Raw genomic sequence first — 24,875 nt, forward strand, 5'->3', positions numbered from 1 at the left:
GAAAATTCCGTGCTCTGGGACTCGCTGAGGACATCGAGTGCGGCGCCTACGATCGCCCTGTGAAGGTCGCCATGGTGATACGGACGCTGCTCTGTCGTGGAAATGTTTTCGGTCATATCAGTCCATTAGGTTTTTAAGTTGCTCATGTCAACATTTTTGACCGTACGATGTTGACATTGTCTACTCTCATCTCTAAGTGGGCGTTGTCAACATCTGGTGCGCTGAAATGCGAACACCCGATCGGCGCCCACGGACGCTACAACAAAGAGGTACATTGATGGCCGCTCAACATCCCGTCAAAAACACGACGCAGCGTTCAATGGAGCGTCCGCCGTTCGAGCGTATCGCGCTGTTGTTGCAAGGCGGAGGGGCGCTCGGTTCATATCAGGCCGGCGTCTATCAAGCACTGGCCGAAGCCGGTCTTCATCCTGACTGGGTCGCCGGCATCTCCATCGGCGGCATCAACAGTGCCCTGATTGCCGGCAACCCGCCCGAAAGACGAGTGGAGGCGCTCCGGAGCTTCTGGGAGACAGTAACCGCCCCGGCTCACGGGTTTCCCACGCTGTTTTCGGCGATGCTAGGCGCAATAGGGTTTCAAGGTGATTTCGCGCGTGGCCTGCTCAATCAGGCACACGCCTTCGCCACCCTGATGGATGGCGCGACGGGCTTCTTTACACCCCGTCCGGTATCACCCTTCTTTTCATCGGCCGGTAGCGTGGAGGCGGAAAGCTTCTACGACATCACACCGCTGAGGGCGACGCTGGAACGGCTGGTGGACTTCGACCGCATCAACACAGGCGCCATGCGTTTCAGCGTCGGCGCCGTCAACGTTCGCACCGGCAACTTTGAGTATTTCGACACCACGACCCACAAAATCCGTCCCGAACATATCATGGCGAGCGGCTCCCTGCCGCCCGGCTTCCCGGCGACGAGGATCGACGGCGAGTGTTACTGGGACGGCGGCCTCATATCGAACACGCCACTGCAATGGGTCCTCGATAACTCGCCGCGCCAGGACACGCTCGCCTTTCAGGTCGACCTCTGGAGCGCGAGTGGCGAGTTTCCGCGCGACCTGCCAGGAATCGAACTGCGGCAGAAGGATATCCGCTTCTCGAGCCGCACGCGCGCGGCGACCGACCATTTCAAGACGCAGCAGCGGCTGCGCCGCGCACTCGGCCATCTCGTCGAACTCGTCCCGCAGGACGCCCTGCTGCGGGCCGATCCGGAGATCAAGCTCCTCGTCGATCAGGCCGACGAGAAGGTCTACAACATCGTCCAGCTCATATATCGCGCCAAGAAATACGAGGCGAGCTCCAAGGATTACGAGTTCTCCCGCCGGACGATGGAGGAGCACTGGACCTCCGGCTACAACGACGCCCTTCGAACATTGCGCCACCCCGAGGTGCTGCAGCGGCCCGGCACGCCGGACGGCGTCGCCATTTTCGACTTCGATTGAGATTTCACCAAAGAGAAGAACACGACCATGAAGATCGCCGCAGTCCGCGAAAATGCCTTCGCGATGCCGCTCAACAACCCGGCCTATCCGAGGCCACCTTACAAGTTCTACAACCGCGAATTTGTCGTCATCAACTACCGGACCGATCCGGAGGCCCTTCGCGCCGTCGTGCCGGAGCCGCTGGAGGTGATCGGCGACACGGTCGCCTATGAATTCATCCGCATGCCGGATTCGACCGGCTTCGGCGACTATACGGAAACCGGGCAGGTCATTCCGGTGCGCTTCACGACGCCATCCGGCAGGGTGCAGGAAGGCAGCTACGTGCATGCCATGTATCTTGACGACAGCTCTCCGATCGCCGGCGGCCGCGAGATCTGGGGCTTTCCGAAGAAACTGGCGACGCCGAAGTTGTCGCACGAGCAGGAGACGCTCGTCGGGACACTCCACTACGGCTCGGTTTTGTGCGTGACGGCGACCATGGGCTACAAGCACCGCGAGCTCCCGCTGGAGCCGCTGGCAAAGGCGATGGCCAAGCCCGCCTTCATGCTGAAGATCATCCCGCACGTCGATGGTTCGCCCCGGATTTGCGAACTCGTGCGCTACTATCTCGAGGATGTGACCCTGAAAGGGGCATGGGCCGGGCCGGCAGCCCTGCAATTGTTCGAACACGCGATGTGCGACGTCGCACGTCTCCCCGTGCGCGAAGTCATGTCGGCCAGCCACTACGTCGCCGACCTGACGCTCGGCCTCGGCGAGGTCGTGTTCGACTACCTCCAAAATGACTGATCTCCCGCAATTGAAAGGAACTATCCATGTCTCGATTTGATGGAAGGGTGGCGATTGTCACCGGAGCCGCGAGCGGCATCGGCAAGGAGATCGCGCTTCGCTTCGCAGCCGAAGGCGGCATTCCCGTGATCGCTGACCTCAATCTCGACGCCGCGAACGCAACGGCCACCGAGGTCAAAAGCAAGGGCGGCGATGCCTTCGCCGTGGCGATGAACGTCGCCGACGAAGAGCAGGTGGAAAAAGCCGTCGGCGAGGTGATTTCAAGGTTCGGCAAGATCGACGTGCTGGTCAGCAACGCCGGCATCCAGATCGTCAAGCCGCTGGTCGACTTTCCCTTTGCGGACTGGAGAAAGCTGCTTTCGATCCATCTCGACGGCGCCTTTCTGACCACTCGCGCCTGCCTCAAGCACATGTATGCCGCCAATTACGGCCGGGTGATCTACATGGGTTCCGTGCACTCCAAGGAAGCCTCGAAGCTGAAGGGGCCCTATGTCACAGCCAAGCACGGACTGATCGGACTGGCCAAGGTACTGGCAAAGGAAGGGGCCGAGCACAACGTCACGGCCAACGTGGTTTGTCCTGGCTTCGTGCGCACGCCGCTCGTCGACAAACAGATCCCCGAACAGGCGCGGGAGCTCGGCATCAGCGAGGAGCAGGTGGTCAAGACGGTGATGCTCAAGGACACGGTCGACGGCGAGTTTACCAGCATCGATGACGTGGCCGACGCCGTTCTCTATTTCGCAGCGGCCAGGTCCAATGCCGTGACGGGTCAGTCGCTGGTCGTGAGCCACGGCTGGTTCATGCAGTAGGATCGATCGCGGACAGACGGACGACACCCTTTGCGGCGCCGTCTGACATGAACGCTCAAGCACCCGGAACAAATTCTCCCTCGCGACGAGCCGCAGCAGGCTCGCGCTATCATGTCTAGTATTAAAGGAAATGAACATGGAAGTCTGTAATGGTTTGCGGCGGACCCTCGCGAAGGCCCGGCGACCTGCGGTGGCTACGCACCGCTCTGTCGATGGCGCAGCCGCGCGTGGAGCGACTACGATGCTGCGGAATGTCGTTCAGACTGCCGCGTTCGGCGTTCTTGTGGGATTCGCCACACTGTCGACAGCTCGAGCGGATGAACCGGCGCCTCCGTTCAAGCCTGCGATTAGCGACGAGGCCGCGACTGCCATTTCGCAGATGGGAAAGACGCTGCATGCCAGGGACTTGTCGGTCACGGCAAGAACGGTCAGCGTTTATCTGGACGAATTCGGACAACCGCTTCACATCTTCCATACGATCAAAATCGCCGCCCGCCGGCCCGATCGGATCGCCGTCAAGTTTATCGGCGATGACGGCAGACACGATCTATTCTACGACGGCAAGGCGGCCGCGGTCTTCTTTCCCGACAGCAAGAAATACATGACGATCCCCGCGTCGGGCGACATACCGTCCGCGCTCGACGAGATCGGAGACAAGCTAGACCTCGATTTTCCGCTCGGTGTCCTTTTTGCAGGCTCTCCGGACGAAGTTCTGCTGGACGATACCATGGCGGCCTGGCAGGTGGGCACGGCTACCGTCGATGGGATCGAGTGCCGGCATCTGCTTTTCTCACAGAAGTCCGGTATCGATGTGGAATTGTGGGTCGAGAAGAATGATGCGGCGACGCCGCATCGCCTGGTCGTCACCTACCCGTTGCTGCAGGGCCAACCAAGCTTCGTTGCCGAATTCACCAGTTGGACGACCGAGCTCCCTCTGTCCGACTCCGAATTCACGTTTGAGCCTCCTGCGGATGTGAAAAAGATCGATCCGACACCAGCCGTCGCGTCGGGAACGGAAGGGAGCAGGTGATGAACTATCTGAAGCGCACCTGCCTTGCTTTTCTCGCTTTAACGGCCATCACATCGGACGTTGCCTTCGGTCAGTTTGCGCCGCCCGGCGGTCCGCCACCCCTGCCGTCTGGAGGGCCACCCCATTTTCCGTCGGCAGGGCCGGGCGGCCCCCCACGTCCGCAGATAGGTCGTACGCCGCGTCCGCCGATGGCGAGCCACGGCCGTCCGCCGATAAGCATGCGCAACCGTCCACCGGTGAACCCTCGTACTCGTATGCCAGATCTAGGGCGCGCAAAGGGGCGATTGGCGGAAGGGCCAGGCCGCAGAGGGAGCAACCTGTCCGGAAGCGTCCGCAACACCCTGAATTCGGGCGGTAACGTCAACGGGAACCGCACCTTCATGAACTCCGGGGGCAATATTGTCGCGAAGGACTCGGGCAACCTCACCGTCAACAACTCAGGCGATCTCAAGGTCTCGGGCAATCGCAATGGATACTTTGGCCGTGGATACTATGGTCGTGGAGACTATGGCATCGGCGACTATGGTCAGGGAGAGTATGGCGGTGGAGACTATGGGCGTGGATATAATCGCCGCGACGCCTACGTCCTGGGCGGGTATGCAGCGGGCGTCGTCACTGGTGCGGCCGCCGCCTCGAGCACCAGTGGAAGGACGTATTCTTCCTATGGAGATCAGTCTGGATCCTCTACGGGTTCCTATGGCGCAGCGTCATCGAGTTCGTCCCACGGCAGTGCGGGCTCCGCTAACGCGGCGTCGGCGGGTTCATCTCACGGGGGTTCTTCGGGTTCGTCTCACACCAGGTCTTCAGGTTCATCTGGCGGAGAATATGCGAGCTCTTCCGATCAGAGCCGCTCCGACCGGCCTGTTGGCAGCGGAGAGGGCGGGTCGAACCAGAGCGGCGGCAATGGCAGCTCCCAGTCTGTCAATCCTCTGATTGCCGGCCTGTTTGAAAGCCTGCCGCCGGAGGGCACGGCATGGACATCGGAAGATGCGGTCGGTTGGCTTCAGGCTGCGGCCGCCAATCTACGGATCGTCTATAAGATCCAGGGAAACATCTTGGTCACGGGCGAAGTCCCGCCGTCCGATTACAATCGCGTTCCCAGCGCAAACTAGATTCAGCTCAGCATGTGGAAAAGGTTGAGGCCGGACGTCGCACGACGTATCCGGCCTTTGCCAGCATCGAAAACTGCACAGCTCAGTCCGCTCGAACGCACCTCGTCAAATCAGACCATTTGTTCCGACCGCTGCAGAAGCCCGCTCATAACGAGCTCGATGTGCGCTTCCATAAGCGCCTTGCCATCGATCGGCTTTCGATCCGCAAACATCAGCAGCCAGACGGCAACCTGAAAAATCAAGCTCGCGAGCACGTCAGGCGTCTCGGCCGCCGTATCTCGTCTCAACTCTCCCGATTTCACGCCTTCCTCGACCAGGGCCGTGAGAGCTGCAAGCGTCGGTGCGATGAATAGCTCATGACGGCAATCGACCATTTCGGGAAGACGAGCTCCTTCGGCGACGGACAAGCGCAGGAGTTCTCTGGTCTTTCGGTCGTTGGCCGTGTTTTCATAAGCGATGAGCAGCAGGGCGCGGATCCGCTCGGCGCAGGATCCCCGAAGGCCGCCGATGGCGGTTGGCCGGTCTGCGGATGACGTGGACGCGTGGCGAAACATCTCCTGGAACAGAACGTCCTTGGTCGGGAAATAGAGGTAGACCGTTCCCTTTGTTATGCCCAGTCGGGTTGCGACGTCTTCGACTCGCGTTGCCGCATAACCTTTCGCAGCAAACTCCTCGAACGCGGCCTCCAGTATTTCATGGGGACGCCGCGCCCTACGCTCCGCCCGCGATGTTTTTTTACCAACTCGTTTCGTCATCACATTGGAATTGTTTGGATATCCGGCGCCAAACCACATCTGTTCGCCCATCTCCATGTTGCGTGTGTCAACATTTCGTGGCCGCGATGTTGACATTGACTACTTTAATCTTTAAGTGGGCGTTGTCAACATCGGGCAACAGCCTGTCAGCAGCAGATTGAAGCTGGCCGATCAACAACGCGGCTCTCTTCGCAACCGTACCGGAGCAAAAAATGCAGTCCTTTCGATTGCTGGGAATTGGTCTCGCCTGCGCAGTCCTGGCTGCCTGCGAGGAGAAAGTTGAAGTGGCGCCACCGCCGCAGCAGGTCCGCGTCGTTGCGGCGTCGAAGGCCCAATATCAACCGGGTGCGGAAATCACCGGTGAGGTGAAGGCGAGGGTCCAGACCGAACTCTCCTTTCGCGTGAGCGGCCGGGTTCTTGAGAGAAAGGTGGACGTCGGATCGCATGTTCACGCCGGCGACGTTCTGGCGAGGCTCAACGACACCGAACAACAGGCGGACGTCAGCGTCGCCCACGCCGCACTGGAGTCGGCGCAGGCCGTCGTTGCGCAGAAGACACTCGCCTTCGACCGGGCGAATTCGCTCCTGCAGTCGCAGGCTGTTCCGCGCGCGGTCTTTGACGATGCGCAGAAGGAGCTGCTGAGTGCGCAGGCTTCCCTCGATGCCGCCGAGGCCGCACTTGCGACGGCCGAGGACGCGCTGTCTTATACTGAGCTGAAGGCCGCCTCGGACGGCATCATCACGGCCCGCGGCATCGAAGCCGGGCAGGTGGTATCAGCAGCGCAGTCGGCCTTCATGCTCGCCCATGACGGACCGCGGGATGCGGTGTTCGACGTCTTCGAGGCATTCTTCCTCGATGGCCGGCCGCTGAACGACGTCGAGGTCGCACCGGTCTCCGACCCCTCGCGCGACGTCCCTGCCGGCATACGCGAGGTCTCGCCCGTCATCGACGCGAAGGCAGGCACGATCCGGATCAAGGTGGGGCTCCAGGACGGCGCGCCGTGGCCGCTCGGAACGCCTGTCGTGGGCAAGCTGCGCGCCTCGCCGCGCGACGGCATCGTGCTCCCCTATACCGCGATCGCATCGGCCGAAGGCGAACCAGCCGTGTGGCTCGTCAACACTCACAACCAAACCGTTTCGCTCCGGAAGATTTCGGTCGACCGGTACCGCCAGAGCGATTTCGTCGTCACCGGCGGCGTCGCCGCGCAAGACCTGATCGTCACCGAAGGCGGAAAGTTCCTCAAGGAAGGCCAGGCAGTCGCCTGGGAAGGCAAGTGAGATGACCCTCAATCGCATATGCGCCTCTCTCCCGTTTCTTCTGTCAGTGTCGCTGCTTGCAAGCTGCGATCAGAACTCCGTCGCAGGGGAGGAGACGGCTCCCCGCCCTGTCAAAGTCGTCATGGCTGCGGCCGAACAGGACAAAATCGCAAGCTCGCCCGGCGTGGTTCGGGCCCGCATCGAGACTGACCTGGCTTTTCGGACGCTCGGGCGAATGGTCTCTCGCAAGGTCGATGTTGGCGACCTGGTGCACAAGGGCGATGTCCTGGCGGAAATCGATCCTCTCACTCTGCAGCTCGCGGTCAAGGGCGCGGAGGCAGAACTGCGCAACGCCCAGGCGCAGCTGGAAAACGCCGCAACGACGGAAACCCGCAAGCGAAGGCTCGTTCAGAGCAATGCAGCGAGTATTGCTGATCACGATCTTGCCGAACAGCAACTCAAGTCGGCGACCGCCAATGCTGCGAAAGCGACGGCCAGCCTTGCGAAGGCGCGCGAGCAGCTAGGCTACGCCGAGTTGAGGGCCGAGTTCGACGGCGTCGTGACCGCCACGTCCGCGGAAATGGGGCAGACTGTTTCGGCCGGCCAGCCGGTCTTGAAATTGGCGCGCCTCGAGCAGCGCGATGTGGTCGTCGACGTGCCGGAAGCGCAGTTCGATCGCGTTCGCCTGGACGACCGCTTCGAAGTCGCCCTCCAGCTCGACAGTAGGATCCAGGCCACTGGCGTGGTCCGAGAGATCGCGCCGCAGGCCGATCCCAATACCCGCACCTATCGGCTGAAGATCGGGATCGATCAGGCGCCGGACATCTTCCGCCTTGGCGCCGTGGTCACCGCGACGCCGCTTGTCGGACAAAGGAAGCAGGCGATCACGCTACCGCTCTCCGCCATCCGCCATGAAGACGGCGCCAGCCAGGTATGGGTGGTGGATCGCACCACGTCCCAGGTCGTCCTAAGGCCGGTTGAACTCGATGGCCCGGCGTCCGCCCCCCGTTCCGTCCTGGTTCAAGCGGGCCTTCGGGAAGGAGAAGAGATCGTTATCGCCGGGGTCGATGAACTCACCGATGGACAGAAAGTGCAACTCGGACAGGAGCCACGCCCGTGAATAAATTCAACCTTTCTGACTGGGCGCTCGAGCATCGGTCTCTCGTCTGGTACTTCATGATCATGTTCGCGGTAGCGGGCGCCTTCGCCTATCTGGGACTCGGCCGCGAAGAAGACCCATCCTTCACGATCAAGACGATGGTGATCCAGGCTCAATGGCCGGGCGCCTCTGCCCAGGAGGTGACGCAGCAGGTTACCGACCGCATCGAAAAGAAGCTGCAGGAACTCGACAAACTGGAGCATACCCGCAGCATTACGACGGCCGGTCAAACGATCGTCTTCGTCGATTTGCTGCCTGATACGAACGCGCGGGACGTAAAGCCCATATGGTCGCGCGTCCGCAACCTGATCGACGATATCAAGCACGAATTCCCCCAAGGCGTGGTCGGACCCTTCTTCGACGACCAGTTCGGCGACGTTTATGGCAATATCTTTGCCTTCACGGCAGACGGCCTCAGTCAGAGGGAACTGCGTGATTTCGCCGAGGGTGCCCGAACGAAGATCCTCAACATCCCCGACGTCGGCAAGGTCGACATCGTCGGCGCGCAGGACGAGGTGATCTACCTCGAATTCTCCACCCGCAAGATCGCCGCCCTCGGCATCGACCGCTCCGCCATCATTGCCACGCTGCAGGCGCAGAACGCCGTCACCCAGTCCGGTTTTGTCGAAACCGGGCCGGAGCGGGTCGCTTTGCGGGTCGGCGGCCGCTTCATTTCCGAAGACACCCTGCGGGGGATCAATCTTCGGGTCAACGATCGCTTCTTCCCGCTGACCGATGTCGCCACGATCACCCGTGGCTACGTCGACCCGCCGACGTCGCTTTTCCGCTTCAACGGAAAGCCCGCCATCGGGCTGGCGATTGGTATGAAGACGGGCGGCAATGTGCTTGCCTTCGGCGAAGCGCTTGAAAAGACGATGAGCAAAATCACCCAGGAGCTTCCGGTCGGCGTCTCCGTCGAACAGGTATCCGACCAACCGAAGGTGGTTGAGGAGGCAGTCGGCGGCTTCACGAAAGCCCTGTTCGAGGCAGTCGCGATCGTGCTTGCGATCAGTTTCATCAGTCTGGGGACGAGAGCCGGCCTGGTAGTGGCAATCGCGATCCCTCTCGTACTCGCCATCACCTTCATGGTCATGTTCTACACCGGCATATCGCTGCAGCGCATCTCGCTCGGCGCGCTGATCATCGCGCTCGGCCTCCTCGTCGACGATGCCATGATCGCCGTCGAGATGATGGTTGCACGGCTGGAAGCGGGCGACAGTCTCACGAAGGCCGCCACCTACGTCTACACATCGACGGCGTTTCCCATGTTGACCGGCACTCTGGTTACGGTCGCCGGCTTCATCCCCGTCGCTTTCAACAAGAGCAATGCCGGCGAGTTCACCTTCACGCTCTTTGTCGTCATCGCGGTTTCGCTCGTCGTTTCATGGGTGGTCGCGGTCGTGTTCACGCCCCTGATCGGGGTGACCATTCTACCGAAAACCATGAAGAAGCACGCCGAGCATAAGGGGCGCTTTGCCACGGCGTTTTCAAGCCTGCTGCAATTCTGCCTGCGCTGGCGCTGGATGACGATCGTCGCTACGGTTCTTCTTTTCGCCGCATCGATCGTCGGCCTGTCGATGGTGCAACAGCAGTTTTTCCCGAGCTCCGATCGTCCGGAACTGATCATCGACTGGAACCTGCCGCAGAACAGTTCGATCGCCGAAACGAGCCGTCAGATGGCCCAGTTTGAGCGGGAAATGCTGACTAACAACCCTGGCGTCGAGCATTGGTCGACATATGTTGGCAGGGGCGCGCCGCGCTTCGTTCTTTCCTTCGACGTGCAGCCGGCCGACGTTTCTTTCGGCCAGACGGTCATTGTCACCAAGGGGCTCGATGATCGCGATAAGCTGAAGCAGCAGATGGAAATCTACCTTCAGAAGACGTTTCCGGGAACGGACGCTTACGTGAAGCTTCTGGACATTGGGCCACCGGTTGGCAAGCCGATCCAGTACCGTGTGTCCGGCGAAAATCTGCAGACGGTGCGCGATCTGGCACAGAAGCTGGGCTCGATCGTCGGCACTGATCCTTCACTCAGGAACCTTGCCTTCGACTGGAACGAGCCGGCTCGCGTCGTGAAGATAGACGTGCTGCAGGACAAGGCCCGACAGCTCGGCGTCTCGTCTGAGGACATCGCAATGGCGCTCAACACCGTCGTACAAGGAAATGCCGTAACGCAGGTTCGGGACGACATCTACCTGGTCGATGTCATCGGCCGTGCCGCGGAAAAGGAGCGGGGCTCCATCGACACCCTGCTTGACCTGCAACTGCAGAGCAGCAGCGGTCAATCCGTCCCGCTGTCATCGGTGGCTACCTTCCACTATGAGCTCGAGCAGCCGACGATCTGGCGGCGCGACAGAATTCCGACCATCACGATCAAGGCCGGGATCGGCGATGCGACGCAGCCGGCGACCGTTGTGAAGGCGCTTTCCGACAAGGTTTCGGCCTTCGAAAAGACGCTGCCTGTGGGGTATTCGGTCAAGGTCGGCGGCGCTGTCGAGGAAAGTGCCAAGTCACAGGGTCCGATCGCGAAGGTGGCACCAGCCATGTTTGTCATCATGGCGACACTACTTATGATCCAGCTTCAGAGCTTCCACAGGCTGTTCCTGGTCTTCTCGGTAGCGCCGCTGGCCCTCATCGGCGTCGTCGTGGCTCTGCTCGCCAGCAACTCGCCGCTCGGCTTCGTCGCACTCCTGGGCGTGCTCGCACTGGTCGGAATCCTCATCCGCAACTCGGTGATCCTGATCGTTCAGATCGAGGAGTTGCGCGCAGAGGGAATGTCGGCATGGAAGGCGGTAGTGGAGGCGACCGAGCACCGCATGCGACCGATCATGCTCACCGCCGCGGCCGCGACGCTGGCCCTCATTCCGATCTCGCACGAGATCTTCTGGGGTCCCATGGCCTACGCGATGATGGGCGGGATTGTCGTCGGAACGGCACTCACACTTCTCTTCCTGCCGGCGCTCTACGTCGCCTGGTTCCGGATTCCTCGCGAAGCAGAGCAGCACTGAGATGACCACATCTCTCTCGCTCCCTGGGTGCATTGCCCAGGGTCTCGCCGGGCTTGGGTTTGGGTTCGCCACGGCGATCGCTGCCCGCTCGGGCCGAGCCGTCCCGGTCCTTGTGGCCCTGGCACTCGTTACATCGGGTTGCGCCGACCGGGTGCAGGATGTCCTTCAGCCTCTCGCCGTGGTCCCGGCTGGTACGAGCCGGGTCACCATGCTCGTCGCCACGACACGGAAGCCTTCGGAGGATCCCGGCAAACTCTTTTCCGGCGATCGCGGGACGGCGATTTCCCTTAACAGCGTCGACGTATCCATCCCGCCCGATCGGAACCGCAAGATCGGAGAGGTGCAGTGGCCGTCCCGCATGCCGCCCAACCCGCAAAAGGAGTTTGCGGTCACGCAGGTTGCCAAGGTGCAATTCGAGGGCCAGGCCTTCGACTGGTATCGGAAGAATCGAAATGCGAAGCATCAGGTCGTCATTTTCGTGCATGGCTTCAACAACACCTACGCCGACGCTGTCTTCCGCTTCGCGCAGATCGTCCATGACTCGGGAACCGACGCCGCACCGATCCTCTTCACCTGGCCATCAAGGGGCCGTGTCTTCGATTACCTCTACGACAAGGAGAGCGCCAACTATTCGCGCCGCGCTCTGGAGGATCTGATCCTCCAGGCTGTGAAAAGTCCCGACGTCTCCGACGTGACGATCCTTGCCCATTCCATGGGCGGCTGGCTTGCGGCCGAGGCGCTACGCGGCGTCGCCATGCGCGAGAAATCAATCCCGACGAAGGTGAAGAACGTCGTTCTCGCATCGCCCGACATCGACATCGACGTGTTCCGTCGCCAGTTCACCGAGATGGGGTCGAAGCGGCCGCACTTTGTGATCCTGACATCGACACGCGACAAGGCGCTGGAGATGTCGAGCTGGCTATCAGGTGGCGTCAGCCGCGTCGGCGGGTCGGATCTCAGACCCTATGCGCCTCTTCTCGACGAACTCGGCGTATCCGTTATCGATACGAGCGCCATCAAGACGAACGATCCGCTCGGCCACAACGCCTTCGCCGACAGTCCTGAGATCGTGCGCCTGCTGGGACAGCGGCTGGCAGGGCAGAGCCTCGACGGCGGAAAGGCAAGCGTTGCCGATCAGATCGGGATGACAGCGGCCAATTTCGCCGGCTCGGCAGCGCGCGTTGCCGTTGCGGCCCCAGTCGCAGTCATCAGCCCGGAGGCGCGAGAAATCCTGAAGCGCGAACTCTCCTCGAATGGGAAAAAGATGGTGGATGGGCAGATTGCGTACTGATCGTCAGCTGCGATCGGACGCTGTCTGAGACCGGTCCAGCATGCGGAATAGATAGGATTGGCGAATGGAAGTTGGCACGACTGTAAAAAACCAGCCGGAGTCTGACTATATGTCCTCGATCATCGAAGCCGGCACGGCGGCGTGCCGGCTGTATGGTCCGTCGAAAACAAATGTCATCGATATCGCTCGACTGCTGGGGAAGTCGCCGGCAATTGTGTACAAAATCTTCCCCTCCAAGGCGCCGATTTGGGATGCCATTGCCGGGAATTTCTTCGAAACGGATCTTCGCGTCACCCCGTCTGCCGACGGCGAGCTCACCAGTGCGGCGAGCCGTCTAATAGAAACCGCGCTCGGACAACACCACCTGATGCTGCAGGCACGTGACGGCGACGGCCAGATGTTTAGCCTCGCTGTTCTCGCCGCTGAAGGCACTTGGCCATCCTTCAGAAACCATCTTAAGCGACTTAAGGCAACTGTGGGGGAGCTCGTTTCCGCCGGTATCACGACTGGAGAGTTTGTTCCGAGGAACGTCGATGCGCTCGCCTCCTGCTTTTGCGCCTCGATCATCTCCTTGTGGGATCCCAGATTTATTGGCGCCCTGCCTTCGAACCACTCTGAGCTATCTGCTCATGAACTCGCTTCCTTCGCAGTTGCGGGACTTCGCAAGTTCACTCAGGCAGGAGAAGAATCCGATGGGAAGCAACGTTAATGAAGGTTGTGGCTGAGCCGCAATGCCAATGCCGAGGCGCGTCGCCGATCACTCACGCTCTCGCCCTTTTTGAATTACTTGCGTAAAGTATAGGGCTGCGTAGACTTGCCCCTTAATTCGCAACTTTTATTCAAATAAACCGCAAAAACAACCGAGGATACACTTCCGCAGGTGCGGTATATAGTGGGAACATTTTAATGCTCCTGGTGTTTATTCAAACGGTCGCTCGGCGATTGTTGCTTACCCCAGGCAGCCAGCACTCCTGTTCGCTGGGCGGCCACTCGCCCCTAGCGTTTGGTTGTTTAATTGAGAGCGCTCGAATGGCTAGTGAAGGCTATCATCATGGACAGGGGGATGTTCCCTCCGGGGCAGGCTTCGCAGATCGCCTGCTGGTTCGTATTGCCCGCCTGCCTAGACCGTTTCGTCTGGCAATCGGATGGGCAATCTACCTGACTCTCGTATTAGGAATGTTCGTGGTGAGCCTGATGCCGGTTGGTGGCCAGAATGATGTGCAACGCAGTCGACTGTTGCGCAGGAATTAGGAATCGGCCATGTCCCAAAAAATGCTCCAGAGGGGCAATCCCAAAGAGCAGCCTGTCAATCGCTCTGACTATAAGGAAGCGCCACCGGAGCCTGACGGTCAAAAGAGCCCGGTCCGAGACGATGACTTCAGATAGAGAGATTGATTCCGGAGCGACGACGCCAAGCGCTCCGGTTAAGCCGGATCGCCTCTTTTCCATCCATCCAAGGGGAGGCTTTGCTTTGTCGAGGGCCTCATGGCTTTGAAATCAAGTTATTCCTCGGTGTCGGAATAGTTTTTGTATTGCAGCTTCTGGAGCGATGCATCCAGCCTCAGGACGAGCCCTGTCGTCGCGAAATCAACGGCGACCTCTCCAAAGGCGGAAAGGCTAGAGCTGATGAGCCGGGAGCCGAAACCCTTCTTGGTCGGAGCTTCCACCGCCGGGCCTCCAACCTCCTGCCAATTGAAGTTCAGGCGCTTGTCGCCCGCCTCATCGCGCACGGACCACTCGATTTCGACAGTCCCGGTATCTGCAGATAGTGCACCATACTTGTGGGCGTTGGTGACAAGTTCGTGCAGCACGAGAGAGAAGCAAAGGGCAGCCTGTGGACCCAATTCAACCGCGGGGCCGCTCGCTTTGAACCGTCCTGACGTCTCAAGTCCAAGATTAATCGCGGTCGCCTCGACGATCGTCGCCATGGTCGTACTTAACCAATTCTGCTGCAGCAGAATGTCGTGTGCTTTCGAGTAAGCATTGATCCGTGCCGAGATTGCCTGTTCCGCATCCTCCATGGAGCCGGCGTTTCGGAAGGATTGACTGGTGATAGCCTGAACGACGGTCAGCGTATTCTTCATGCGGTGAGAAAGTTCGTGCATCAGGACGCGTTGTCGCTCCTCGTTTTCTCTCTGCTCGGTACGATCTCTCAGAATCTTCACAAAGCCCTCGACTTCGCCGTCATCCGACGTCAAGGCCATCATCTGACCCGACGCCCAGAACCGGGAGCCGTCCTTGCGAACGTGCCAGCGCTCATCATTGCCATGGCCCTCCGCTAAAGCAGCGGCCATCTCCCGTTGGACAATCCCGGCCTGCAGGTCTTCCTGCGTGAAAATTACGGCTGCAGGTTTGCCGATAATCTCGGCCTCCTCCCATCCGAGGAGCCGTCGCGCGCCCTCATTCCAGGTGGTCACCAACCCATCCAGATCCATGGAGATGATCGCATATTCGATCGCGCTCTGGAGGATGGCTTCGAGAAAACGCTCACGGGAGCGGCTGGAGCTGGAAAAGAGTTTCATGATCATATGATGCGCCTGATCCCTCCCGAGGGCTACAGGTTTCATCCTGTTCTAGGGCGCCGCCGACCGCGGGGATGGCGCTATGATTTGGTGAAGACCTCGCCTCATCGGAGGCGAGGTCTGGCGCAGGCGCGCTTTCCCTGACGATCGAACGGAAGCCACGAGCCCATGGGAAACATCGATCGTCGTGGCAAAGACAACTGCTTTATCGGATCTAACTTTCCGTGATGCGGCGCTCCTCATCTGAGCCGACGGAGAGTTGCTTCCAATCCAGGTCCTCCTGCAGCTCGAGATATTGCGTCGCGCCGATCTGGTCTGCGTCGGGCGACCTTCGTTTGCTTTGTTCACCGGCCGGGTCCGCTAGTCGAGGATCGTCCGGCTCTTTGAACATCTATCTGCGCTGCGTTCGCAACATTTTATCGCGCGGGATGAGCGAACGGCCAGACAACGTTTCGGAAAGCTTCTCCACTTTCTTCCCGGTGGGTGCTGCTGTCGGCGGCATCGTTGGCGGCGTGGCAGGCAGCGTCATCGATCCCCCGCCGCAGAAGGTGGTGACCTATGTTCAACAGGCTCCCGCTCCGGCCGAACGCATCGTGGTGAAGGAGAAGATCGTTGTCGGGCAGCCGTTGCCGCAGACCGTCGTGGTGACGCAATTCCCACGATCTGAAATACGCATATGCGATCATCAACGATCAGCGTGTGATCGCTGTGCCATCAGGCCCCCGCAACCAAATACACATGGTCAATTGGCCTAATAACCCTGTTCAACTCGGGATAGAATTCCACCGAAATTCGGAGGTTCCTAGCTGCACTCAATATTAATTAACTAACTGGTACAAACATCTTGACAGCTGTTAACTGTCTGGTACAAAGTTGCCATAGTAAGTGACCCGCTCCCCTGGAGCGGTTGGGCAACTGCCGCTTGAGGAGGCGGCTGGGAGGGATTGATGGGCTATGTGCTCGACTTCAGTGTCGTCTATCAACGGCTGCCTGAATTGCTGCTGGCGGCCTTGTCGACCGTCGGTCTTGCCGTCGCCGGCATGTCGCTTGCGACCCTGATCGGCATTCTCGGCGTCCTGACACGCACATCCAAGTCTCGCATCCTTCGCATTCCAACCATCGCCTTCGTCGAAGTCATCCGCAACACGCCGTTCCTGGTGCAGATCTTCTTCATCTTCTTCGCCTTGCCGCAGTTCGGGATCCGCTTGAATCCAACGGCGACAGCCATCATCGCACTGGCGGTCAATGGCGGTGCCTATGCGATCGAGATCATTCGCGGCGGGGTCGAAAGCATCGGCAAGGGACAAATCGAAGCCGGCTTCGCACTCGGGCTGCACAAGGGGCAAGTATTCCGCCATATCGTGCTGAAACCTGCTTTCCGGGCGATCTATCCTTCGCTGACCAGCCAGTTCATCATGCTGACGCTGACGACATCGGTATGCACGTCGATCGCGGCTTACGAACTGACATCGGTTGCCCAGCGGATCGAGTCGGACACATTCCGATCCTTCGAGGTCTATTTCAGTATCACACTGATTTATCTCGCCATTTCCGGGCTGATGATGACGCTGTTCTCGGCAATATCCAGGCTGCTCTTCAGCTATCCGGTTCGGTGAGGAGGGGCATATCATGGCAAATATCGGTGTAAACGAACTGCTTTTCCTGCTTCAGGGCTTGAAATGGACGATCGCGCTGGCGGCGATCGGCTTTGTCGGCGGCGGCATATTCGGCCTGGGGGTTGCGCTGATGCGCGTGTCGACCCATGCCGTGCTCTGGCGGAGTGGCGCCGCCTATATCGCGGTCTTCCAGGGAACGCCGCTCTTGATGCAGCTTTTCGTCGTCTATTACGGCATCGGTCTGCTCGGGGTGAATGTCGATGCGTGGATTGCCGTCGCCATCGCCTTTACCCTGCATGCAAGCGCATTCCTGGGTGAAATCTGGCGCGGCGGCATTCAGTCGGTTCCCAAGGGGCAGACGGAGGCCGGAAAGGCGCTCGGATTGCACTATGTCTCGCGCATGAAGGATGTGATCCTGCCGCAGGCACTGAAGATATCCCTGCCTGCGACCATCGGTTTTCTGGTGCAACTCGTCAAGGGAACGTCGCTCGCCGCGATCGTCGGCTTCGTTGAGCTTTCCCGCGCCGGCCAGATCGTTTCCAACCAGACTTTCCGGCCGCTGATGGTCTTTGCGATCATCGGAGCCATCTATTTCGCGCTTTGCTGGCCGCTCTCTTTGTGGGGCGCAAGCATGGAACGTCGGCTTGCCAAGGCCGCGCGGTGAAGAATTCGCAGAGCTTTGTTGAAGAGGAGGAAAACATGATCAACAAATTGAGACATGCCTTGCATCGGAGAAGCGTCCTTATAGCTGCGGCAGGAGCAATGCTGCTTCCGCTGGTGTCAGCATTGCCGGCGCATGCCGGAACGCTGGAGCAAGCCAAGGCGGCGGGCAAGGTCGTCATCGGCATCCAGGGCGACAATGCTCCCTGGGGCTTCGTCAATTCGAGCGGCGTTCAGGATGGCCTGGACGCCGACATCGGCCGCGCATTTGCCAAGGAACTCGGCGTCGAGGTCGAATTCGTGCCGCTTGCGGTCGCCAATCGCATTCCTTCACTGGTGACCGGTAAGGTCGACGTTCTGTTCGCCACCATGGGCATGACGGCCGAACGGGCGAAATCGATCCAGTACAGCAAGCCCTATGCCGGCAACGTGCTTTCCGTCTATGGGCCGAAGACGACGAAGATCGCCGACTATAAGGATCTCGCTGGCCTGACGATCGGTGTGCCAAAGTCAAGCGCTATGGACACGTCCATCACCGCCGGCGTCGGCGACAAGGCGACCATTCTGCGCTTTGACGATGATGCCGCGACCATCCAGGCACTGCTGGCAGGCCAGGTTCAAGTGGTCGGCGGTAACCAGTTCTACGGCGACCGGCTCGATGCGGCCAGCGCCGGAACCTATGACACCAAGTTCGACCTCAAGACCCTCTACAACGGCGCCGGCACGCGCCTCGGCGAGAAAGACTGGAACGAGGCCGTCAACGCCTTTCTCGACAAGATCATGGCCAATGGCGAGTATGCCAAGATCTACGCCAAGTGGATGAAGCGCGAGGTACCGAAGTTCCCGGAATCCATGCCTGACATTCCCTACACCGTCATGTGATCGAAAATCTGAGGAGGACGTCGCCATGCCGAATAATCAATCCGGCTCCGAACAGGCGCTGATCGCGCTCGAGGGCGTCGAGAAATGGTATGGCGCCTTCCATGCCCTAAAGAATATCAACCTCTCGGTCCGCAAGGGGGAGAAAATCGTCCTTTGCGGACCGTCGGGCTCCGGCAAGTCCACCTTGATCCGGTGCATCAACCGGCTGGAAGACATCCAGAAAGGCAGGATCGTCGTGGAAGGCGTGACCTTGGACGACACGGGCAAGACCGTCGATGCCATCCGGCGCGAGGTCGGCATGGTGTTCCAGAGCTTCAACCTCTTTCCGCATATGACGATCATGGAAAACTGCATGCTCGCCCCGATGCGAGTGAGAGCCATGTCGAAGGCGGATGCTCGGGCCGTTGCCACCCGGTATCTCGGCAAGGTGCGCATCGGCGATCAGGCGGACAAGTATCCAGCGCAATTGTCAGGCGGCCAGCAGCAGCGGGCGGCCATCGCCCGGGCGCTGTGCATGGAGCCGAAGGTCATGTTGTTCGACGAACCTACATCGGCGCTCGACCCCGAAATGGTCAAGGAAGTGCTGGATACGATGATCGGCCTGGCGCGCGACGGCATGACGATGATCTGCGTGACGCATGAAATGGGCTTTGCCAGGCAGGTCGCCGACCGCGTGATTTTCATGACCGCGGGCGAGGTGATCGAAGAGGCGCGGCCCGACGAATTCTTCCGCAACCCGCGGCACGATCGCACCAAGGCCTTTCTCGGCGAAATTCTTGCTCACCACTGATCGTCACAATCGGGCTCCGGGATCTTTCGGAGCGCGCGAAGACCGGCCTATCTGCTTCTGGACATCAAATGACGGACAAACGCACTGTGCTTGTCGGGCTGATCGGCTCCGACCTCCAACTTTCCAAGACGCCGGCACTGCATGAGCGCGAAGGCGCTTGTCATGGGCTCGACTATCGCTATGAGCGGGTGGACATCTATGAGCGCGATCTCCGCGCGAGCGCGCTGCCGGACCTGCTGCGAGAACTCGAGGAGCGCGGCTTTTCCGGCACCAACATCACCCACCCGTTCAAACAGGCCGTGCTGCCGCTTCTCGACGAGCTGTCGGAGGACGCCCGCATGCTAGGAGCGGTCAATACGGTGGTGCTCCGCGACGGCAGGCGCCTGGGGCACAATACGGACTGGTACGGCTTTTACGAGAGCTTCAGGCGCGGCCTGCCGGATGCGCGCCGTGATCATGCGCTGCTACTTGGGGCAGGCGGCGCCGGCGTCGCCGTCGCCCACGCGGCGCTCAAGCTTGGCATCAGCAAGCTGGATATTTTCGATCGCGATCCAGCCCGCGCCGTGCAGCTTGCTGACGACCTTAATGAACGTTTCGATGGACGACGCGCTACGCCCACGGAAGATCTCGTCGGTTCCATGGCGGCCTCGGACGGCTTGATCCATGCGACGCCGACGGGGATGAAGAGCCATCCCGGCATGCCCATTGAGGAAACCCTTTTGGAAAGCCGCCATTGGGTGGCGGATATCGTCTACATGCCGCTGGTCACGGAACTGCTGGCGGCCGCCTCTCGCCGAGGCTGTCGCATTCTGCCGGGCGGTGGGATGACGGTCTTCCAGGCGGTCGGCGCGTTCCGGCTTTTCACCGGCCTCGAACCCGACGCGGAACGCATGCAGCACCATTTTGCCGAGCTTATCTAACAGAGGCGGAGAAGAGGAGACTCAGCGATCACCTCTTGCGGCCAAAGCCTCGGGTTTTGCGACATAGCGCAGCACCATCGTAGCAACATGGCCCGATAATATGTCGTGCGTGCCATCGGACCAGAGAGACTGGCCGAAAATATGCGAGAAGGTCGCCCGGTTCGAGACATTGAAGAACGACAATGCGCTGATCTGCCAATGCAGTTCAAGCGCGTCGATATCAGCCCGGAATACGCCGTCCTGCTGTCCGCGGGCGAGCAGGGACTGCAATTTCTCGATAGCTGGCCGGTTGAGTTCCCGGATGGTCTGCGAGCGCTCGAGATATTGCCCATGATGAATGTTTTCGATCATCACCATGCGAATGAAGGCCGGGTTCTGCCGGTGGTGATGAAAGGTGAACCGCGCCAAACGGTCCAGCGCCTCGATCGGATCGAGCGTATCCAGCCCGAGATCGGCCTCATCGCCGCGGACATGGCGATAGGCTTCTTCCAGCACGCGCGTGTAGAGCCCTTCCTTGTCACCATAATAATAATAAATCATCCGTTTGGACGTTTTGGTCTTGGCGGCGATTTCGTCGATTCTGGCGCCAGACAGGCCGTTTTCGGAAAACTCCTGCATGGCAACGCGAAGGATGTCTTCGCGCACCCCCTCAGGATCCCGTTTGCCCTGCGGCTTGATCACCCCGTTCTCCATTTCCTCTTCCAAAATCTTAACCAGTTGGTACAGAAGAACCACGGGGAAGGCAAGTCGGCGGACTTGAGCGTGATCAGGGAGGATCGGCATGAAGACTTCCATCGCGACGGTGTTGATCAGCGGCGATCTGCCCGAAAAGCTGGCGATGCGAAGCTTTTGCATTTGTGCCGCCGTGGGCGGATTTGGCCCAGCATCGACGATCTGCATTCATATTACTATTTACTAATTAAGATTCTGGTATACCGTCGAGGTGCGATCGGCACTATGCCACACGTCGCTTCGCGACGGCCCTTGGAGGGGGCGCGCATGCGGCCGGCCGTAAGTCGCGAACGGGCCCTCGCAACCGCGGCCCTCGGGAGGAGTGTTATGAAACAGCTGAAACGGAAAAATGCAGCCTTGTTCTTTGCCGCATTGATGCTGAGTGCGGCGCCGATGGCTGCATCACATGCGGCCGACAAGCCGACACTCGCATTCGTCGTCAATGGAGCGTCCGACTTCTGGAAAGCCGCCGAGGCGGGGGTCAAGAAGGCGCAGGGCGAGATGCCAGACTACAACATGGAACTGAAATATCCTGAGCAGGCGGCTGTCGCCATTCAGCAGCGTCTCATGGAAGATCTCGTCAGCGCCGGCGTCAAGGGGATCATGGTCTCCGCTGTCGATCCCAAGACCCAGACGGACGGCCTGAACAAGATTGGCTCGCAGACGGCTCTCTTCACCACCGACAGCGACGCGCCGAAGACCAACCGCGTCGCCTATATCGGTTCTTCGAACGTCGATGCCGGCAAGCAGGCCGCCGAAATCGCCAAGAAGGCGATGCCGGACGGCGGCAAGTGCATGGGCTTCGTCGGTCTGCTGGGCGCCGATAACGCCCGCGAACGCATCGAAGGGATGAAGGAAGGGCTCAAGGGTACCAAGATCGAGCTTGTCGATGTTCGCGGTGACGACATCGACCAGACGCGCGCCAAGAAGAACGTGGAGGACGCGTTGGTGGCCAGCCCCGACCTGACCTGCATGGTCGGCTTCTACTCCTACAACACGCCGCGCATCTATGAGGCGCTGCGCGACGCAGGCAAGCTCGGCCAGATCACCGTCGTCGGCTTTGATGACGATCCGATCACGCTCGGCGGCGTCAAGGAAGGCACGATCGCGGCAACCGTCGTACAGCAGCCGTTCGAATGGGCCTATCAGGGCATGAAATTAATGGCCGCCTACCTTAAGGGCGACAAATCAGGCGTTCCTGCCGATGGCTTGATCATCATCCCGACGGTGATCATCGGCAAGGATGACGTTGACAAGTATGCCGCCAACCTGAAGGCCATGGCTGGAAAATAACCTCCTTCGCGGCGGCGGCACTCACCGCCGCCGCGAAAGGCGTTTCATGCCGACAACATCAGCAGCCATGGACAGGCGATGAACCATAGTTCCGACATCCCGTCACCGGGCGCGCCCGCAACGCCATTCCTTTCGCTTTCCGGCGTTGGCAAGACCTATCCAGGCGTCGTTGCGCTCGAAGGCCTCTCGATGGACATCATGCCAGGCGAGGTCATCGGCCTTGTCGGCGAAAACGGGGCCGGAAAATCGACGCTGATGAAGATTCTCGGCGGTGTGATCGCACCCGATCGGGGCACGATCCTGCTCGACGGGGCAGAGCTTCGTTTCCTCACTGTGGAATCGAGCATCTCGTCCGGCATCGCCTTCGTGCATCAGGAGCTCAATCTCTTTGACAATCTCGACGTCGCTGCCAATATCTTCCTGGGGCGCGAACCGCTGAAGGCGGGACCTCTTAAGCTCATCGATCGCGATCGACTAAGAGACATGGTGAAGCCGCTCTTGAGGCGCGTGGGAGCGCATTTTTCCGCCGACACACCCGTGGCATCGCTTTCGCTGGCCGAGCAGCAGATGGTGGAAATCGCCAAGGCGCTGTCCATCAACGCGAGGCTCGTCATCCTCGACGAACCCACTTCCAGCCTGCCGCTGGCTGAAACCGAGCGGCTGCTCAGCATCATCAAATTGCTGAAGGCGGATGGCATCAGTGTTATTTTCATCTCGCATCGGCTCCACGAGGTTGAGCGCGTAGCCGACCGGGTCGTCGTGCTCCGTGACGGCGCGCTTGTGGGCACGCTCGCCAAGAGGGACATCGGCCACGACCAGATGGTCAAGCTGATGATTGGCCGAATGCTTGCGGCCCGTACCGCAAAGCCGCAGCGCTCACCCGGCTCAGTTGCGCTGAAGGTCAGTGCCGTGCGCACCGAGGCCTATCCCGGCCATCCCGTTGATCTGGAAATCAGGTATGGCGAAATCCTGGGACTTGCGGGCCTCGTCGGGTCCGGCCGTACCGAGCTTGCCAGGGTGCTCTTTGGCATTGATCGCAGCTACGGCGGGGTCATCCTGCAGGACGGGCAGCAAATTGCAGTCCGTTCCGCGCGGGACGCCGTTGCTCGCGGCATTTTCCTGGTGCCAGAGGATCGAAAGCGCAACGGCATTCTTCTTGATTTCCCGATCGCCCAGAACATAACCCTTGCCGATCTCCCCATGCTCGCCAGCCGCTTCATGCTTTCCGCCGAGCGGGAGACGGCGGCGGCCGAAAAGCAGCGCGTTCGCCTCGGCATCAAGGCGCCCTCCGTTTCGAGCCGAACCGGCACGCTGTCAGGCGGCAACCAGCAGAAGGTGGTGCTGGCCAAATGGTTGTCGATGAGCCCGAAGGTGATGATCTTCGACGAGCCGACACGCGGCATCGATATAGGCGCGAAGAACGAGATCTACGGCCTGATGCGGGCGCTTGCCGATGCCGGTGTCGCGATCCTGATGATCTCCAGCGACATGGAAGAGGTGATCGGCGTTTCCGACCGCATTGCCGTCATGCATGAAGGCCAGATCGCCGGCATTCTCGATGAGGACGAATTCAGTCAGGAAAGCGTCCTTTTGCTTGCTGTCGGCAAAGGCGTAAAATAGCCGCGGCGCCAAATGGGATTAGATATCGGGGATGGGTCTCGAATGATCAAAAAAGATCTTGGACTGCTGCTTTTGATCGTCGTTGTCGGCATCGTCGTCGCCATCATCAATCCGCGGTTCCTGCTGCCGATCAACCTGGCAAATACCGCCAACCTGATCGGCCTGTTTGGCATCCTGTCGATTGGCCAGGCCTACGTCATTATTACAGGCGGTATCGAACTTTCCGTCGGTTCGCTCGTAGCGCTTCTTGGCGTGCTGTTTGTCGATTTCGTCGCGGTCCAAGATATGCCGTGGATGCTGGCGCTTCCACTCATTCTCGTGCTCGGCGCGGCCATAGGCGCCATTCACGGCTGGCTGATCACCCGGCTGAACCTGCAACCCTTCGTCGTCACCCTCTGCGGCCTCCTTATCTATCGCGGGGCGGCGCGCTTCTATACGGCCGACGGAACGGCGGGTTTTGCGTTCGGCCAAAATTTCCCGGACCTTGAGTTCCTGACCGCCGGACGGCTCTACGGCGTTCCCAACACCTTCATAGCGCTCGTCATCATTTCCGTGGTCATGTGGGTGGTGCTGCATCGCTCTGTCTTCGGGCGTTATCTCTATGCGATCGGCAAGAACGAGGAGGCGGCCCGCTATTCCGGTATCCGCACCGGCCGGATGGTGATGTCGGCCTATGTCATCTGCGGACTGCTTACGGCGCTCGCGGCTATCTATTTCGCCATGTACACACGCTCGATCTCGCCGGCCAGCCATGGCCAGTTCTATGAACTCTACGCAATTGCCGCTGCCGTACTCGGCGGCTTTTCACTCCGCGGCGGCGAGGGATCGATCGTTGGCGTCGTGCTCGGAACGGTCCTGCTCCAGGAGTTGCAGAACCTCGTGAATCTGCTTGGCATCCCCTCGTCGCTGAATTTCGCCGTCATGGGTGGCGTGATCCTCATCGGCGTCCTGATCGATCAACAATGGAACGCCATCCGCGCACAGCGCCGGCTCGTCTCTGCCGCCCGGCAGACCGAAGCCCGTGTTCCGGACGAAGACAAATTGCCGGTGGTTGCCAATCAGGACCAGGTCGGTGGATGAGACCAGTGTATTGCCGCTAGCGAACCATGCAGCCTCTTCCGCACTGGAATGCTGGATGTTCGTGCCTTGCTGCTCGCCGATCTCAGCCACCGCCTGCT

22 protein-coding genes and 2 pseudogenes are annotated in these 24,875 nt (G+C 60.1%); 20 read left to right on the forward strand and 4 right to left on the reverse strand.

The window, feature by feature from the left end; genetic code table 11:
- Positions 1–116, reverse strand: a pseudogene (locus tag EFD55_RS33745) (TetR/AcrR family transcriptional regulator); the annotation flags it as partial.
- Positions 117–277: 161 nt separating this feature from the next.
- Between EFD55_RS33745 and EFD55_RS11095 the strand changes: the two are divergent.
- The 5 genes from EFD55_RS11095 to EFD55_RS33750 all read left to right on the forward strand — a co-directional run bounded on the left by EFD55_RS11095 (position 278) and on the right by EFD55_RS33750 (position 5,193).
- Positions 278–1,456, forward strand: a complete 1,179-nt coding sequence (locus tag EFD55_RS11095; RefSeq protein WP_125845106.1) for a patatin-like phospholipase family protein — start codon at positions 278–280, stop codon at positions 1,454–1,456.
- Positions 1,457–1,483: 27 nt separating this feature from the next.
- Entirely contained in the window at positions 1,484–2,242 is a 759-nt protein-coding gene (locus EFD55_RS11100) for an acetoacetate decarboxylase (RefSeq protein ID WP_125845107.1), read from the forward strand.
- Positions 2,243–2,268: 26 nt separating this feature from the next.
- Positions 2,269–3,051, forward strand: a complete 783-nt coding sequence (locus tag EFD55_RS11105; RefSeq protein WP_125845108.1) for a 3-hydroxybutyrate dehydrogenase — start codon at positions 2,269–2,271, stop codon at positions 3,049–3,051.
- A 136-nt stretch (positions 3,052–3,187) separates the two neighbouring features.
- Positions 3,188–4,081 (forward strand): DUF2092 domain-containing protein, encoded by an 894-nt coding sequence (locus tag EFD55_RS11110; RefSeq protein WP_125845109.1) that lies wholly within the window; start codon positions 3,188–3,190, stop codon positions 4,079–4,081.
- A 380-nt stretch (positions 4,082–4,461) separates the two neighbouring features.
- Positions 4,462–5,193, forward strand: a complete 732-nt coding sequence (locus EFD55_RS33750) for a hypothetical protein (protein ID WP_245438456.1) — start codon at positions 4,462–4,464, stop codon at positions 5,191–5,193.
- Positions 5,194–5,303: 110 nt separating this feature from the next.
- Here EFD55_RS33750 and EFD55_RS11120 read toward each other — a convergent pair whose 3' ends face one another.
- A complete protein-coding gene (locus EFD55_RS11120) occupies positions 5,304–5,948 on the reverse strand; it encodes a TetR/AcrR family transcriptional regulator (RefSeq protein WP_125845110.1) in 645 nt (214 codons plus the stop codon).
- 212 nt (positions 5,949–6,160) lie between these two features.
- On the opposite strand from EFD55_RS11120, the gene EFD55_RS11125 reads away from it, so the two are divergent.
- The 5 genes from EFD55_RS11125 (at position 6,161) to EFD55_RS11145 (ending at position 13,371) form a co-directional block, all read left to right on the forward strand.
- Complete coding sequence (locus EFD55_RS11125) at positions 6,161–7,225, forward strand: efflux RND transporter periplasmic adaptor subunit (RefSeq protein ID WP_125845111.1); 1,065 nt, start codon at positions 6,161–6,163, stop codon at positions 7,223–7,225.
- A 1-nt stretch (position 7,226) separates the two neighbouring features.
- Positions 7,227–8,324: an efflux RND transporter periplasmic adaptor subunit gene (locus EFD55_RS11130; RefSeq protein ID WP_165504805.1), complete on the forward strand. Its 1,098-nt coding sequence runs from the start codon at positions 7,227–7,229 to the stop codon at positions 8,322–8,324.
- The gene (locus EFD55_RS11135; RefSeq protein ID WP_125845112.1) at positions 8,321–11,371 is read left to right on the forward strand and encodes an efflux RND transporter permease subunit; all 3,051 of its coding nucleotides are present in this window, start codon (positions 8,321–8,323) and stop codon (positions 11,369–11,371) included. Before EFD55_RS11130 ends, EFD55_RS11135 begins: the two co-directional genes overlap by 4 nt.
- A 1-nt stretch (position 11,372) precedes the next feature.
- On the forward strand, positions 11,373–12,662 hold the full coding sequence (locus EFD55_RS11140) for an alpha/beta hydrolase (protein WP_125845113.1): 1,290 nt from the start codon (positions 11,373–11,375) through the stop codon (positions 12,660–12,662).
- A gap of 64 nt (positions 12,663–12,726) precedes the next feature.
- Complete coding sequence (locus EFD55_RS11145) at positions 12,727–13,371, forward strand: TetR/AcrR family transcriptional regulator (RefSeq protein WP_125845114.1); 645 nt, start codon at positions 12,727–12,729, stop codon at positions 13,369–13,371.
- A 793-nt stretch (positions 13,372–14,164) separates the two neighbouring features.
- Here EFD55_RS11145 and EFD55_RS11150 read toward each other — a convergent pair.
- Entirely contained in the window at positions 14,165–15,190 is a 1,026-nt protein-coding gene (locus EFD55_RS11150; RefSeq protein ID WP_125845115.1) for a sensor histidine kinase, read from the reverse strand.
- Between the two features lie 470 nt (positions 15,191–15,660).
- On the opposite strand from EFD55_RS11150, the pseudogene EFD55_RS11155 reads away from it, so the two are divergent.
- The 6 genes and pseudogenes from EFD55_RS11155 to EFD55_RS11180 all read left to right on the forward strand — a co-directional run.
- Positions 15,661–15,901 (forward strand): annotated as a pseudogene (locus tag EFD55_RS11155) (DUF1236 domain-containing protein); the annotation flags it as partial.
- A 230-nt stretch (positions 15,902–16,131) separates the two neighbouring features.
- Positions 16,132–16,800, forward strand: coding sequence for an amino acid ABC transporter permease (locus tag EFD55_RS11160; protein ID WP_125845116.1), 669 nt, complete (start codon positions 16,132–16,134; stop codon positions 16,798–16,800).
- Positions 16,801–16,813: 13 nt separating this feature from the next.
- Positions 16,814–17,464 carry an amino acid ABC transporter permease gene (locus EFD55_RS11165; protein ID WP_125845117.1) on the forward strand — a complete coding sequence of 217 codons (651 nt, stop codon included), beginning with the start codon at positions 16,814–16,816 and terminating at the stop codon, positions 17,462–17,464.
- 35 nt (positions 17,465–17,499) lie between these two features.
- On the forward strand, positions 17,500–18,342 hold the full coding sequence (locus tag EFD55_RS11170; protein ID WP_125845118.1) for a transporter substrate-binding domain-containing protein: 843 nt from the start codon (positions 17,500–17,502) through the stop codon (positions 18,340–18,342).
- Positions 18,343–18,367: 25 nt separating this feature from the next.
- Positions 18,368–19,132, forward strand: a complete 765-nt coding sequence (locus tag EFD55_RS11175) for an amino acid ABC transporter ATP-binding protein (RefSeq protein WP_125845119.1) — start codon at positions 18,368–18,370, stop codon at positions 19,130–19,132.
- A 68-nt stretch (positions 19,133–19,200) separates the two neighbouring features.
- Positions 19,201–20,052, forward strand: a complete 852-nt coding sequence (locus tag EFD55_RS11180; protein WP_125845120.1) for a shikimate dehydrogenase — start codon at positions 19,201–19,203, stop codon at positions 20,050–20,052.
- A 21-nt stretch (positions 20,053–20,073) separates the two neighbouring features.
- Here EFD55_RS11180 and EFD55_RS11185 read toward each other — a convergent pair whose 3' ends face one another.
- Positions 20,074–20,745, reverse strand: coding sequence for a TetR/AcrR family transcriptional regulator (locus tag EFD55_RS11185; RefSeq protein WP_125845121.1), 672 nt, complete (start codon positions 20,743–20,745; stop codon positions 20,074–20,076).
- An 88-nt stretch (positions 20,746–20,833) separates the two neighbouring features.
- On the opposite strand from EFD55_RS11185, the gene EFD55_RS33135 reads away from it, so the two are divergent.
- From EFD55_RS33135 to EFD55_RS11200, 4 genes are all read left to right on the forward strand, one after another.
- A complete protein-coding gene (locus EFD55_RS33135; protein ID WP_165504804.1) occupies positions 20,834–20,971 on the forward strand; it encodes a hypothetical protein in 138 nt (45 codons plus the stop codon).
- A gap of 140 nt (positions 20,972–21,111) precedes the next feature.
- Positions 21,112–22,077 (forward strand): sugar-binding protein, encoded by a 966-nt coding sequence (locus EFD55_RS11190; RefSeq protein ID WP_004671359.1) that lies wholly within the window; start codon positions 21,112–21,114, stop codon positions 22,075–22,077.
- 78 nt (positions 22,078–22,155) lie between these two features.
- Positions 22,156–23,697, forward strand: a complete 1,542-nt coding sequence (locus EFD55_RS11195) for a sugar ABC transporter ATP-binding protein (RefSeq protein ID WP_125845122.1) — start codon at positions 22,156–22,158, stop codon at positions 23,695–23,697.
- 42 nt (positions 23,698–23,739) lie between these two features.
- A complete protein-coding gene (locus tag EFD55_RS11200) occupies positions 23,740–24,777 on the forward strand; it encodes an ABC transporter permease (protein ID WP_125845123.1) in 1,038 nt (345 codons plus the stop codon).
- Positions 24,778–24,875: the final 98 nt, after the last annotated feature.

This window comes from Rhizobium pisi, assembly GCF_003938655.1.
GTDB lineage: Bacteria > Pseudomonadota > Alphaproteobacteria > Rhizobiales > Rhizobiaceae > Rhizobium > Rhizobium pisi.

Excerpts from the sequence above, each read along its gene's own strand:
- EFD55_RS11095 (WP_125845106.1), top strand. The coding sequence starts at position 278 with ATGGCCGCTCAACATCCCGTCAAAAACACGACGCAGCGTTCAATGGAG.
- EFD55_RS11100 (WP_125845107.1), top strand. The coding sequence starts at position 1,484 with ATGAAGATCGCCGCAGTCCGCGAAAATGCCTTCGCGATGCCGCTCAAC.
- EFD55_RS11105 (WP_125845108.1), top strand. The coding sequence starts at position 2,269 with ATGTCTCGATTTGATGGAAGGGTGGCGATTGTCACCGGAGCCGCGAGC.
- EFD55_RS11110 (WP_125845109.1), top strand. The coding sequence starts at position 3,188 with ATGGAAGTCTGTAATGGTTTGCGGCGGACCCTCGCGAAGGCCCGGCGA.
- EFD55_RS33750 (WP_245438456.1), top strand. The coding sequence starts at position 4,462 with ATGAACTCCGGGGGCAATATTGTCGCGAAGGACTCGGGCAACCTCACC.
- EFD55_RS11120 (WP_125845110.1), bottom strand. The coding sequence starts at position 5,948 with ATGACGAAACGAGTTGGTAAAAAAACATCGCGGGCGGAGCGTAGGGCG.
- EFD55_RS11125 (WP_125845111.1), top strand. The coding sequence starts at position 6,161 with ATGCAGTCCTTTCGATTGCTGGGAATTGGTCTCGCCTGCGCAGTCCTG.
- EFD55_RS11130 (WP_165504805.1), top strand. The coding sequence starts at position 7,227 with ATGACCCTCAATCGCATATGCGCCTCTCTCCCGTTTCTTCTGTCAGTG.
- EFD55_RS11140 (WP_125845113.1), top strand. The coding sequence starts at position 11,373 with ATGACCACATCTCTCTCGCTCCCTGGGTGCATTGCCCAGGGTCTCGCC.
- EFD55_RS11145 (WP_125845114.1), top strand. The coding sequence starts at position 12,727 with ATGGAAGTTGGCACGACTGTAAAAAACCAGCCGGAGTCTGACTATATG.
- EFD55_RS11150 (WP_125845115.1), bottom strand. The coding sequence starts at position 15,190 with ATGATCATGAAACTCTTTTCCAGCTCCAGCCGCTCCCGTGAGCGTTTT.
- EFD55_RS11160 (WP_125845116.1), top strand. The coding sequence starts at position 16,132 with ATGGGCTATGTGCTCGACTTCAGTGTCGTCTATCAACGGCTGCCTGAA.
- EFD55_RS11165 (WP_125845117.1), top strand. The coding sequence starts at position 16,814 with ATGGCAAATATCGGTGTAAACGAACTGCTTTTCCTGCTTCAGGGCTTG.
- EFD55_RS11170 (WP_125845118.1), top strand. The coding sequence starts at position 17,500 with ATGATCAACAAATTGAGACATGCCTTGCATCGGAGAAGCGTCCTTATA.
- EFD55_RS11175 (WP_125845119.1), top strand. The coding sequence starts at position 18,368 with ATGCCGAATAATCAATCCGGCTCCGAACAGGCGCTGATCGCGCTCGAG.
- EFD55_RS11180 (WP_125845120.1), top strand. The coding sequence starts at position 19,201 with ATGACGGACAAACGCACTGTGCTTGTCGGGCTGATCGGCTCCGACCTC.
- EFD55_RS11185 (WP_125845121.1), bottom strand. The coding sequence starts at position 20,745 with ATGGAGAACGGGGTGATCAAGCCGCAGGGCAAACGGGATCCTGAGGGG.
- EFD55_RS33135 (WP_165504804.1), top strand. The coding sequence starts at position 20,834 with ATGAAGACTTCCATCGCGACGGTGTTGATCAGCGGCGATCTGCCCGAA.
- EFD55_RS11190 (WP_004671359.1), top strand. The coding sequence starts at position 21,112 with ATGAAACAGCTGAAACGGAAAAATGCAGCCTTGTTCTTTGCCGCATTG.
- EFD55_RS11195 (WP_125845122.1), top strand. The coding sequence starts at position 22,156 with ATGAACCATAGTTCCGACATCCCGTCACCGGGCGCGCCCGCAACGCCA.
- EFD55_RS11200 (WP_125845123.1), top strand. The coding sequence starts at position 23,740 with ATGATCAAAAAAGATCTTGGACTGCTGCTTTTGATCGTCGTTGTCGGC.